The sequence below is a fragment of the Paraburkholderia sp. JHI869 genome, from assembly GCF_038900775.1.
In the GTDB taxonomy this organism is placed as follows: Bacteria; Pseudomonadota; Gammaproteobacteria; order Burkholderiales; family Burkholderiaceae; genus Paraburkholderia.
This window is the reverse complement of record NZ_JAYMSC010000067.1, coordinates 1-12003: the sequence shown is the minus strand read 5'-3', so window position 1 is coordinate 12003 and position 12003 is coordinate 1. Positions and strand designations below refer to the sequence as shown.

The 12003-nt window shown below is 66.7% G+C and carries 11 protein-coding genes; 8 read left to right on the top strand and 3 right to left on the bottom strand.

From position 1 onward, the window contains the following. On the bottom strand, positions 1-859 hold an 859-nt coding region (nadE, locus tag VSR72_RS43605; RefSeq protein ID WP_342958359.1), incomplete at its 3' end, for an ammonia-dependent NAD(+) synthetase. A 155-nt stretch (positions 860-1014) separates the two neighbouring features. Here nadE and VSR72_RS43600 point away from each other — a divergent pair. Continuing rightward, positions 1015-2259, top strand: a complete 1245-nt coding sequence (locus VSR72_RS43600; RefSeq protein WP_342958358.1) for a L,D-transpeptidase — start codon at positions 1015-1017, stop codon at positions 2257-2259. 40 nt (positions 2260-2299) lie between these two features. On the opposite strand, the gene VSR72_RS43595 is transcribed toward VSR72_RS43600, so the two are convergent. Then, a complete protein-coding gene (locus VSR72_RS43595; RefSeq protein WP_342958357.1) occupies positions 2300-3220 on the bottom strand; it encodes a DMT family transporter in 921 nt (306 codons plus the stop codon). A 198-nt stretch (positions 3221-3418) separates the two neighbouring features. After that, on the bottom strand, positions 3419-4993 hold the full coding sequence (locus tag VSR72_RS43590) for an AarF/UbiB family protein (RefSeq protein ID WP_342958356.1): 1575 nt from the start codon (positions 4991-4993) through the stop codon (positions 3419-3421). A 152-nt stretch (positions 4994-5145) separates the two neighbouring features. Here VSR72_RS43590 and VSR72_RS43585 point away from each other — a divergent pair, with 152 nt between their 5' ends. The 7 genes from VSR72_RS43585 (at position 5146) to VSR72_RS43555 (ending at position 11837) form a co-directional block, all read left to right on the top strand. Continuing rightward, positions 5146-5901, top strand: a complete 756-nt coding sequence (locus VSR72_RS43585) for a DeoR/GlpR family DNA-binding transcription regulator (RefSeq protein WP_342958355.1) — start codon at positions 5146-5148, stop codon at positions 5899-5901. Between the two features lie 437 nt (positions 5902-6338). After that, positions 6339-7421: a 2-aminoethylphosphonate ABC transporter substrate-binding protein gene (gene phnS, locus VSR72_RS43580; RefSeq protein ID WP_342958354.1), complete on the top strand. Its 1083-nt coding sequence runs from the start codon at positions 6339-6341 to the stop codon at positions 7419-7421. A gap of 155 nt (positions 7422-7576) precedes the next feature. Continuing rightward, positions 7577-8686, top strand: coding sequence for a 2-aminoethylphosphonate ABC transport system ATP-binding subunit PhnT (gene phnT / locus VSR72_RS43575; protein ID WP_342958353.1), 1110 nt, complete (start codon positions 7577-7579; stop codon positions 8684-8686). Beyond that, positions 8664-9578, top strand: coding sequence for a 2-aminoethylphosphonate ABC transporter permease subunit (locus tag VSR72_RS43570; protein ID WP_342958352.1), 915 nt, complete (start codon positions 8664-8666; stop codon positions 9576-9578). Before phnT ends, VSR72_RS43570 begins: the two co-directional genes overlap by 23 nt. Beyond that, complete coding sequence (phnV, locus tag VSR72_RS43565; RefSeq protein WP_342958351.1) at positions 9568-10443, top strand: 2-aminoethylphosphonate ABC transport system, membrane component PhnV; 876 nt, start codon at positions 9568-9570, stop codon at positions 10441-10443. The genes VSR72_RS43570 and phnV overlap by 11 nt, the downstream gene beginning before the upstream one ends. A 73-nt stretch (positions 10444-10516) precedes the next feature. Further along, positions 10517-11218 (top strand): GntR family transcriptional regulator, encoded by a 702-nt coding sequence (locus VSR72_RS43560; RefSeq protein ID WP_342958350.1) that lies wholly within the window; start codon positions 10517-10519, stop codon positions 11216-11218. 64 nt (positions 11219-11282) lie between these two features. Beyond that, complete coding sequence (locus tag VSR72_RS43555; protein WP_342958349.1) at positions 11283-11837, top strand: phosphonate degradation HD-domain oxygenase; 555 nt, start codon at positions 11283-11285, stop codon at positions 11835-11837. Positions 11838-12003 lie beyond the last annotated feature (166 nt).

Here is a 12003-nt window from a genome sequence, read left to right as displayed (position 1 = left end):
CGGCAGCGTCGTACGGGGTATAGGGCAGCGCCCGCTTGTGCCGTGTCGCTCCGTAGAAGCGAAAGATCGTTTCGTACGCGCGTTCGCTCACCGGTTTGCCTTCCAGAAAGTCATCGATCTCGTCGTAACCGATCCCGTAGGCGTCTTCGTCAGGATGGAGCGGACGCAACGTTTCCAGATCCGCGGTGGGCGTTTTCTCCACCAGCGCGGCCGGCGCACCCAGCGCCCGCGCAAGCGCGCGTACGCGCCGCTTGTTCAGGCCCGCGAGCGGCAGCACGTCGGCGCCGCCGTCGCCAAACTTCGTGAAAAAGCCCATCAGCGATTCCGCCGCGTGATCCGTGCCGATCACGAGGCCCGCCCGTGCGCCGGCCACCGCGTACTGCGCGATCATCCGCTCGCGCGCCTTGATGTTGCCGTGAACCTTGTCCTGCTCACCTTCGTCGGCGAAGGCGAGGCCGCCCGCTGTGAGCGAAGCGAGCATTGCGTCGGCGGCGGGGCGCATGTCCACGGTCAGGGTTTCGTCCGCGGCGATGAAGGCGAGCGCGGCGGCGGCGTCCGCTTCGTCGCGCTGGGTGCCATAGGGCAGTCGCATCGCGATGAAGCGTGCCCACGTCTCGCCCTGCGCACGCAGGCTTTCGACGCTCAGTTGCGCAAGGCGCCCGGCCGTTGCGGAGTCGATGCCGCCGCTGATGCCCAGCACGAGCGTCTGCAGCCCGCTCGCCTTGAGGCGCTGCGCGAGAAAGCGCACACGGTGTTCGATTTCGGCTTGGGCGTCGAAGCGCCCGGCGACGTTGAGTTCGGCGATGATGCGTTGCTGGCGGGCGAGGCGGTCGGCACGGGTATCCGGTTTGGCGGGCATGGGCGGTTCCTTGATTGGCTGCGCACGCTACATACGCGCGCGGTCTGCGTTGTCTGGTCTAATGTCGGGTGGTCGTGGCGCTGTCAGCGACGCCGCACGGCACGGCGCCCGACGTATCCGACTTCAGACAAGACGCACAATCGGCCGGACTCACGATGAACGACAATATTTCGCGGCGCATGAGCGCTCGCGTGCACGGCGGCGCTCGGGGCGTCGCCGCGAACCTTCCGCATCATAGAACGCAGTGGCTTGGCGCGCAGGCGCGCCGGGCAGCAGCGGCCGCGCTGTGCGCCTCGTTTTGCGCTTCGTGGGCGGCAAGCGCTGCTTACGCCGCGGACAGTGTGACGGCTTCCGGCGCGCATGTTGTCTCGGGCGCCGTGCGCAGTGCGCCGGCGCATGCCGCGTCGAAGCCGGCGGCTTCGGGCGCATCCGCGGCTCCAGCGGTTGCCAAGGCGGCTTCGGCTGCTTCCGTGACGGCGCCTGCTTCGGTGGCTTCAGCCGCTTCTGTTGCGTCGGCAGCATCCGCAGCATCCGCAGCTTCCGCGGCCTCCGCCGCGGTGGCCGCCTCCGCGCCTCCCGCGCTCGTGCTGCCCGTACACCGGATGCTCACATCCCAGGAAGCCGCAGAGGAAACGCGCGGCGCACTCGAAATGCGCAAGCGCTTTGCGCGCGACGTCAACCGGCGCCTGCACGTGCCGCTCGCGGACCAGCGCGCCTACGGCCAGCGCCTCCAGGCGGCGCTCGAAGAAAAGGACCTCGGCGCGCTGGCGGGGGAGTTCGTCATCCTCGTCGATCGCAGCGCGAACGTGCAGGCGCTCTTCATCTACTTCCGGGCCATGCCTGATGAGCCGTGGCTCATGATCGGCGCGTCGCCGGTCGCGACGGGGCGCCCCGGCGAGTTCGACCACTTCTTGACGCCGCTCGGCGTGTTCGAGCACACGCCGCAGAACATGGACTTCCGCGCGGAAGGCACCATGAATCAGAACAACATTCGTGGCTACGGCAAGCGCGATATGCGCATCTACGACCTCGGCTGGGTGGATGGCGAGCGCGGCTGGGGCAAGGGCGGCTATTCGCAGATGCGCTTCCAGATGCATGCCACCGACCCCGACCGCCTCGAGCCGCTGCTCGGCATCCGTCACTCGAAGGGCTGCGTGCGGATTCCGGCGACGCTCAACGCGTTCATTGACCATTACGGCATCATCGACGCCGAATACCAGGCGCTGATCGACGAGGGCAAGTCGCTTTGGGTGCTTCACTCGGACCGCGAGATCACGCCGTGGGCGGGACGCTTCATCGTCGTGGTCGATTCGGAGCGCAAGACGCGCCCTGCGTGGTCGCCGGCGCCCGGCGGCAAGGCGCGTGCGAAGGTGCCGGCCGGCGCCGACACGGCTGACTGATATGGCTGACTGAGCGCGTAACCAGGCGAGCGCGCGGCCGCTAGGCGCGCCGCGCAATCAGCACGCCCGCAAGCGCGACGCCGAAGCCCGCCATCTGCATGGGCGTGAGCGTTTCGCCGAACAGCAGCCAGCTTTCGAGCGCCGCGAGCGGCGGCGCGAGAAAGAGCAGCGCCGTGGCGCGGGCGGCGTCGCCATGGCGCACCATCCACACGAGCAGCGTCACGCCTGCGCCAGAAAGCATCGCAATGCCCCACGCCAGCGAGAACCACAGGGTAGGCGTGGCGATCCAGCGCGTCTCGCCGAGCACGAGCGCAAGCACGGCGGCGACGATCGCCGCGCCCAGGTTCTGCACGGCGCTCGCGCTGCGAATGTCGGCTTGCGCGAGCGACGTCTTCTGGTAAAGCGTGCCCGCCGTGATCGATCCGACCGATACCACCGCGACCACCACCACGAGCAGGGGATCCGCGTGAGCGTGCATATGCGGGCTAGCCGCAGCGGCAGCGGCGTCTGCGATCGCGCCACCAGCGGCGTGCATGGCGGCGTACAGCTTCGGACTCAGCACGAGCACGACGCCGACGAGGCCGAGCGACATGCCCGACCAGCGCCGCGGCGGCAGGCGCTCGCCGAACATGCGTGCCGCGATGGCGGCCGTCAGGAGCGGCTGGAGCGCGCCGAGGAGCGCCATCACGCCCGCGCTCAAGCCCTGCGCGACCGCCCAGTAGCCTGCGCCCAGATACACGCCTTGCAGGAGTGCGCCAGCGAAGAGATGCTTGCCGATTTCGCGTCCGCGCGGCCAGGGCGCGCGCATTGCCAACGCGACGATCGTGAACAGTACAGCCGTGCCCGTGAAGCGCGCCAGCAGGAAGAGGTTGGGATCGGCGTAGGGCGCAATGGCGCGCGCGACGACGAAACCTGTCGACCACAGGATGACGAAAATGGCAGGGGCGAGGGTGGCGAGCATCGGTGTCGAAGAGGGCGCGCGCTGACGCTACGCCCGGAGAAACACGAAAGGCTCGGAGTATCGCGCAACGGGTGGGTCGCGGTCTTGTTCAGGACTGCACTGGCGCCCAGACGCCTGCCGCATCGAACGCAACTAACCGCCTAGCCCGTGCCAATCCAGCAAATGCAAACCACGCATAACCGGACAGGCTGGCCGCAACTAGCTTCCAAACAACACAGCGGTCACGCCGATCAAGCCGCCGCAGACCGCGCAGGCGAGCAGCAGCGCGCGCGTGCGCCGATGTTCGCGGCGCCACGCATCGACCAACGCGGCCTGCTGCGCAGCCTGTCCCGCAGCGGGACCGTGCCCAGTCTTCGCGTGGTGCTCGAGGAAACGGAACACCATTTGCGGCACACGCGGTGCGATTTGTGCGAGGTGCGGCAATTCCTGCGAGAGTCGCCGGATCCAGCCGTGGTGGCCGAGATCTTGCCGCGCGATGTCGGCGAGGGTGTGCCGCGCAATGCCCCACGCGTCCACGCCCGGATGAATCGAGCGGGCCAGCGTCTCGGCCTGGCCGAACGCGCGCTGCGCCGCGACGAGGCGCGGCGAGACTTCGCCCCCGAACGGCTGCACCGAATGCAGCAGATGGTGGAACAGCGCCCCCGCGCTGCGCTCGTCGGTGTCGCTCGCGAAATGCGCTTCGCTGCGCGTGCGCAATTCGGCCTCGATCTGTTCGGTGCGCGCGTGCGTGGGCACGTGGCCCGCCACATGGTGCAGCGTCGCGAGCCGGCCGTAGTCCTGTTCGAACAAAGCCGTCGCGCCATGCACGAAGAATTCGCGCTCAGGCGACGAAAGGCTCGTCATCAGCGCCGCGCCGGCGAGCACGAGGCGGCCGCGCGTTTCGGGCTCGACGCTCACCGCGACCCGGCTGGCGTCGAGGGCCGCATGGAAGAAGCCGTGCTCGAATGCCTGGCGGGTGACCACTTCGATCAGATGCGCCGCGACCTGCGTGACGTTGATATGGTGCTCGGCAAGCCCGGCAATATCGGTCGCGCGCACGGTGTCGATGTGCTGCACTGCGATCGTTTGCGGGGTGCAGAGGTCCCAGATCACGTCGGGCACGACGATGCGCGGGTCGTCGCCGAGCTGATGGCCGCTCTGGCTCAGATTCGCCGCCTGGGCGCGCAGGTCGAAGCGGCGCTGCAGATCTTCTCGCAGCGACAGTGCGAGCGCGTGCAACTGCAGCTTGCGCGCGGCACGCGAAAAGCGCTCGATCCAGCGGGCTACGGCGCACAGGAGCGCGGCGTCGTCGTCGACTTCCTCGACCTGTTTCACGCGCAGCACCCGCAGCGTGATCATCTGGCGACCGTTCACCGGCAGCGCGAGCCGCGCGATGTGCGTCTGTTCGCACCAGCCGTTGTGGGCCGGCGTGGGGTCGAGCCACGAGAACACGGCTTCGGGCGGCTTGCCGAGCGCGGCGCGCAGCGTGGTGTCGAGTGCCTCGCCCGCGAGGGGTTCTTCGAAATGCTCGATGGAGTCGATCGCGTCGTGCAAGGTCGCGCCCGCGAGGTCGGGGCGCGTGGCGAGCGTTTGCGCGAAAGCCGCGGCGAGCGGCGCGAGACGCGGCAGCGAACCATGAAGGCGCGAGGCGAGACGCGGGTCGCCGTGCAGGTTCGAGGCGAGCGTGAGGAACCAGTGCAGCTTGTGGTGCTCGGGCGCTGCGAGCCAGATCAGCCTGAAGCCATAACGCAGTGCACAAAACAGCAGACGCAATTGACGAAGACGTGAACGCATGAATTCCAATGGTCGGCAAAGCGAGCGTCGCGTGAGCGCGCGGTCCCCACGAGATTAGCAGGGATGCGCCTGCGATGGCAGCGCAGGCTCGTTCTGCGCATGCGTAATACAATACGGCGGCTTTTCCGAACTCACGACCCGCGCCCACCGAGATGCTCGCAGAACAACGTCACCAATACATCCTCTCGCAAGTGAACCGGACGGGCGCGCTTTCAGTGGCGGATCTCGTGCGCGAACTCCGCGTCTCGCGCGAGACGATCCGGCGCGACCTCAATACGCTCGCGGAGCGCGGGCTGCTCGTCACGACTCACGGCGGCGCGCTCTCCAGCGATCGCCGCGAGCCCGATCTCGACGTGCGCGAAGCCGCCAACGCGAGCGCCAAGCGAGCGATCGGCGAACGCGCGGCGGAGTTCGTGCCCGACGGCGCCTCGGTCATCATCGATTCCGGCAGCACCACGCACGCGCTTGCGCGCGCGCTCATGGACCGCCATCGGCTCACGGTCTATACCAACGACTGGCGCATCGCGCTGTTGCTTGGCCGCCGCAACGAGAACCGAGTCACGCTGCTGGGCGGCGAGCTGTCCGACCATGAGGAAGCGACCTTCGGCCTCGACACCGTGCAGCAACTGGCCCAATACCACGCCGATTTCGCGTTCGTCGGCGCGGGCGGCATCACTGCCGACGGCTGGCTCACCGACTACTCGCGCATGGTCGCCGAGGTGCGCAGCCGCATGCTCGCGGCCACGGCCTGCGCGATCGTCGTCGCCGACCATTCGAAGTTCGGGCGCGTGACGCCCGTGCGCATTAACGGCTTCGAGCAGGCGCGCTACGTCATCACCGAACTGGCGCCCGAAAAGAGCGTCGCGCGAGCCATCACGGCGCGCGGGCCTGAGCTTGTGATCGCCTGAGTCTTATTGCGGCGCAACGCAGCGCACGCCGCGTTTGTCTTTGCCCGTTTACACATTCGCATGCCCGCCCCCAACGCGTGAGCGGCACAATCAGCACGCATATGTGGCTTGTCGAATATTGGCGAATTGTGGAATTTTTTGACAAACGCCACAATCGTCATGCGCATGTCATCAAAACCTGTGATTCTTGCGGGGCCCGACCAGACGGGCCGGCAAGCGAGGCGAGCGGCAATTCCGCGCTTTCGCCGGGCCGGCCGGTTCAGGTGGAAAGCGTTGGATTGTAGACAATCTGCAATCCGCGACGCGAGACCACCGCGAGGCGGGAAATGACAGGCGGCGCAGTCCGCCGAAGTTCGGATTGTTCAACCCAGTCCGATCCATTCAATCACAAACGCATCGGGTATCCCGAGCATCTGGTTTTGCCTTCGGAGAGTGACATGAACCACACGAATTCCCATCGCGCGGGTTTTGTACGCAAGCTGCTGCCGATCGCGGCCGCCGCGGCGCTGCTGGGTGCAGCCGCGAGCGCGCACGCCGCCGACGCCGTCGTGCTGTACACGGCCGACGGCCTCGAAAATCTCTACAAGGACGTGCTGCCGGCCTTCGAAAAGAAGGAAGGCGTGAAGGTCAACATCGTGACGGCGGGCAGCGGCGAAGTGGTGAACCGCGCGAACGTCGAGAAGGACTCGCCGAAGGCCGACGTGATCGTCACGCTGCCGCCGTTCATTCAGCAGGCGCAGCAAAGCGGTCTGCTCCAGCCGTACCAGAGCGTGAACTACAAGAACGTGCCGGCGATCGCGAAGGCGACCGACGGTTCGTGGGCGACGTTCGTGAACAACTACTTCTCGTTCGCCATCAACCCCGATGTCGTGAAGAACGAGCCGAAGACGTTTGCTGACCTGCTGCACCCAGACTATTCGGGCAAGGTCGCTTACTCGAACCCGGCTACGGCCGGCGACGGCATGGCCGTGATCATCCTCACGACTTCGCTGATGGGCGAAGACAAGGCGTTCGACTACCTCAAGAAGCTCGAGCAGAGCGCGAAGTTCCACACCAAGGGCACGGGCTACCTCGACGTGCTGCTCTCGCGTAACGAAATCGCGGTCGCCAACGGCGACCTGCAGATGGACCTCGACGACGCAGCCAACGGCGGCCTCTCGCTCAAGCCGATTTTCCTCGCGGCCGACGCTGGCGGCCATCCGACGACGTTCCAGCTGCCGTACGCAATTGGCCTGATCAAGAGCGGTCCGAACCAGGCTGAAGGCAAGAAGCTGATCGACTACCTGATGTCGACGGACGTACAGTCGAAGGTGCCGGACATCTTCGGCATTCCGGCCCGCACGGACGTGGCGCTCACGGGCAAGAACGGCGAAGCGGTCAAGCAGGCCATCAAGGGCGTGAAGCTGATTCCGGTGGACTGGAACCAGGTGATGGCGAAGAAGGCCGACTGGACGACGCGCTGGAAGAACGAAGTGATCGGCTCGTCGGGCAAGCAGCTCGAAGTCGTGAAGCCGAAGTAAGCAGCGATCAAGCGGTTGCCACCGCGGTCGCGAGAGCGGCCGCGGTGCGCCATTTGGCAAGACCTGAGTAATACCTGAGTGTCACCTGTGCAGCTTTGCATAGGACCAGAGTAAGGCGCTAAAGCGCCAACTCTGGGCGATAGGAGATGAACCCGGTGAATACCGCAAGCCTCGCGCCGGCCGGCATGGCCCGCGCGCTGCCGGATGTGTCCGGACTGACCGATGCCACGGACGCGCCCGGCGCCGCTGGCGTGCAAATCGACCACCTGAGCGTGCGCTTCGGCACGCGCACCGTCCTCGACGATCTGTCGCTCACGATCCGTCGGGGCGAACTGCTTACCGTGCTGGGCCGCAGCGGCTGCGGCAAGACCACATTGCTGCGTTTCATCGCCGGCTTTATCGAAGCCGATGGACTTGCGGGTTCGCTCACCGTAGCGGGCCGCGACCTGACTCATGTGCCGCCGCATCAGCGCAACCTGGGTCTGCTGTTCCAGAGCTACGCGCTCTTTCCGCATCTCTCGGTGTTCGAGAACGTCGCGTTCGGGCTGAAGGCGCGCCGCGTGCCGTCGCGCGATATCGCGCGACGCGTGGCCGACGCGCTCAAGCTCGTGCAACTCGGCGACGCGGGGCACATCATGCCCGCGCAACTCTCGGGCGGCATGCAGCAGCGCGTGGCGCTCGCGCGTGCGCTCGTGATCGAGCCGGACGTGCTCCTGCTCGACGAGCCGCTTTCCGCGCTCGACGCCAATCTGCGCGCTTCGGTGCGCTCCGAATTGAAGGCGCTGCACGAACGTCTGCCCGATCTGACGATCGTGTGCGTGACGCACGATCAGGACGACGCACTCGTGCTCTCCGACCGCACGCTGCTGATGCGCGACGGCCACATCGCGCAGCTCGGCACGCCGCAGGAACTCTACGACACGCCGAACGACGCCTACGTGGCCCGTTATCTGGGCGCGGCGAACCTGCTGCCGCCGAACCTCGCGTTCCCGCTCGGCGACGCGCGCCACGACGTGCGCGACAAGCTCGCGTGTCTGCGCCCTGAAAGTCTGCGCATCGTGCCGCTCGGCGAAGGCTCGCTGCACGGCACGATCGAATCGGTCGAGTGGTATGGCTCGGTGCTCTCGGTGCCGGTGCTGCTCGACGCGATGCCGACCGAACCGGTGCTCGTCACCATGCAACGCGGCCACGGCATGATGCCGACGAAAGGCATGCGCGTGTCCCTGCGTTACGAGGCTGACGATGTCGTCCTTATCAACCCCTGATTCCGCGCGGGCTCTGCCAGGCTCCGAAGCGCACGCGGCTGCCGTGCGCCGCCGCGAGCGGCGCGCACAATGGCATATCGCGTTTCTGCTCGTGTTCGTGCTCGGGCCGCTCGTGGTTTATCCGCTCGTGCGGCTCGTATTGCTGAGCCTGACCGGCGCGCATGGCCTGAGCTTCCACGCGTACGAGGCCTTCTTCGGGAATCCCGATTCGCGCGGCGTGATCGCCACGACGCTGTGGATTCTGTTCCTCAGTGCGGGTCTCGCTTCGGTGCTTGGCGTCGCGCTCGCCGCGCTGCTGTTCTTCAAGCCGTTTCCGGGCGCGAGCCTTGTCACGCGCTTTCTGGAACTGTTCGTGGCGTTCCCGTCGTTTCTCGTCGCGTTCACGCTGATTTTTCTTTACGGCTCGCAAGGCTCCGTGAGCATCGGGCTGCAGCGGCTCTTTCATTTGCAGGCGCCGCCGCTCGATTTCCTGTTCGGCATCGGCGGCGTGGTGCTCGCGGAAGTGGTGTTCTACGCGCCGTTCGTCGTGCGCCCGACGCTCGCCGCGTTTGCGCTGCTCGACATGCGCCTGATCGAAGCGGCTCGCAGTCTCGGTGCGAATAGCCGGATGGTCGCCCTGCGTGTGATCTTGCCGCTCGCGTGGCCGGGTATCGCGGCGGGCACGATCCTGTGCTTTCTGCTGACGTTCAACGAGTTCGGCATTCTGCTCGTGCTCGGCAGCGCGCACCTCATTACGCTTCCGGTGGCGATCTACAGCTCGGCAACGGTCGACCTCGATCTGCCGACGGCGGCCGCTGGCGCCGTCGTCATGCTCGCGATGTCGCTTTCCCTGTATGCGCTGTATCGGCGCGTGAATCGCCGCAGTCATGGAGGCGCGCGCAATGTCAACTAACCCTGTCGCAGGTTCCGACCGTATCGCACTGCCGCCCAAGCATCTTCGTGCGCGGCCCGTCGAGCGCAGCCTTTTCTCGCGCTTTGCCAGCGCGGCACTGCTCGGCTTCGCTGCGCTGCTGTGCTTCTGGCTTTTCGTATTGCCGGTGATTGTCGTCGCGCTGTCGAGCGTCGCGTCGCACTGGTCGGGCACGATCCTGCCCGACGGTTTCAGCACGCGCTGGTTCGAACGCCTCGGCTCCAGCGACTTCGATGCGCTCGCAACGAGTCTCGAAGTCGGCTTCGGCGTGGCGGTGCTCGGCACGTCGCTCGGTCTGTGGCTCGCACTCGCGCTCGAAGGGCGCGACCGGCGCGGCCTGGGCGCGGTCGTCGACACGCTCGCGATGGTGCCCAACGGCGTGCCGAGCGTGGTGCTCGGCCTCGCGGTGCTGATCGCCTATCACAAGGCGCCTGTGGATCTGTCGAGTTCGGCTGCGATCGTCGTGTTCGTGCAGCTCGCGCTCGTGTTGCCGTTCTGCTATCGATGCGCGTCGGCAGCGCTGCGTCCCGAGCTGACCGTGCTGCGCGAAGCGGCAGCGAGTCTCGGTGCGCCGCCTTCGATGGTGCTGCGTCGCGTGGTGCTGCCGCAGCTCGTGCCGGCAATCCGCGCGAGTCTTGCGCTCGGCTTCGCGCTGTCGCTCGGCGAACTGGGCGCGACGCTCACGGTGTATCCGCCAGGCTTTGCGACGGTGCCGATCGTCGTGGTGGGGGCAGTCGAGCGCGGGTATTACCTGCCGGCTTCGGCGCTCTCGCTGGTCCTGTTGCTCGTCTCGCTGGCGGCGCTGCTGCTGATCGCGGCGCGGGTGCCGCGCCGGCGGGCGGACTGAACGGGTGGATGCCATGCGGTTCGATGCGCCGCAGGCGCGCAACAGACGGGCAAGGCACGACGTGCAAGATACGATGAGCGAAGAGCGGGCGAATAGCGCTGCGGGCGAGATACCTCGCGATCCGCTGGCGTTGTCCGACACGACGCCGCTTGCCATGGTGCGCCAGCATTCGCTCACGGCGCTCGTGCGCGACGAGATCGAGCGGCGCATCGCGGCGGGCCTGCTCGCACCCGGCGACAAGCTCAACGAAGCCGACTGGGCCGCTCGCCTCGCTGTGTCGCGAGGACCTGTGCGCGAAGCGTTTCGCGCGCTGGAGCAGGCGGGCCTCGTGCGCAACGAGAAACATCGCGGCGTGTTCGTGCGAAGCGTCGGCGCGGCGGAGGCCCAGGAACTGGGCGTAGTGTGCGCCGCGCTGCGCGAAGCGGCCTGCCGGCTGCTGGCGCCGCGCATCGACGCGGCGCAGGTCGCCGAGCTGCGCGAGCACCTCAACGCGATGCGGGACGCGGTGGTCGCGGAAAAGGGAGAGGACTTCGTGCAAGCGCGCGATGCGTTTCGCGCGTCGCTCTTCGCAGCGGCGGGCAACGCCAGACTGCGAGAGACCTATGAGGGAACCGTGAGCGAATTGCGGCTCTCAACGCAGCGTGCGGCGCCGGCGCATAGCGCAATGGACGCGTCGTACGCGGGGCATCGGGCGCTATTGAGCGCGCTCGCGTCGCGTGACGCCGATGAATCCGCCAATCGCATGCGCGAATCCTGCGGCGACCAGGAGCGGTAGGAACGATAGGTGGCGGCCCGGTATGGGCCGTCGCCGTACTCATGTAATAGAGGAGTGGAAGAAGATGGCACTGAGCCTCGCGGATATTCGTGGGCTGTACGAGACGTACGGCGCGTTGGCCTATAGCGGCGAGCCGGTCACGCAGCTGGAGCACGCGCTGCAAAGCGGCGCGCTGGCAGAAGAAGAGGGCGCGAGCGAAGAGCTTACGGCGGCGGCGTTCCTGCACGATCTGGGTCACTTGCTCAATCGTCAGGGCGAAACGCCGACCGAACGCGGCATCGACGATCTGCACCAGTACTTTGCGTTGCCGTTCCTGCGGCCTGTGTTGCCCGATAGCGTGCTGGAACCGATCCGCTTGCACGTGGATGCGAAGCGCTACCTCTGCGCAGTCGATGAGGCGTATTTCGGCTGCCTCTCCGCGGACTCCGTGCGCAGCCTTGAATTGCAGGGCGGCATCTTCAACGCAGATGAAGCGCGCGATTTCGCTGCGCGTCCGCACGCCGAAGACGCGGTGCGCCTGCGCCGCTGGGACGATGTCGCGAAAGTGGCCGGTAAGCCGACGCCGGATCTCGACCACTATCTGCAACTCGTCGAACGCGTCATGCAACGCCACGTTTGAGGCGTTCTCGTTTACGCGTTTCTGCGAATTTCACGAGCGTCAAAAAACCGCTTGCAAGATGTCACTTGCATGACTAGAATTCCGGTCTTTCGCGCTTTCGATGAAGGCGCGGGGAGACGGGAAGCTTGAGGCGAAAGCCTTGTGGCGACTGGGTCTGCGGGTGATT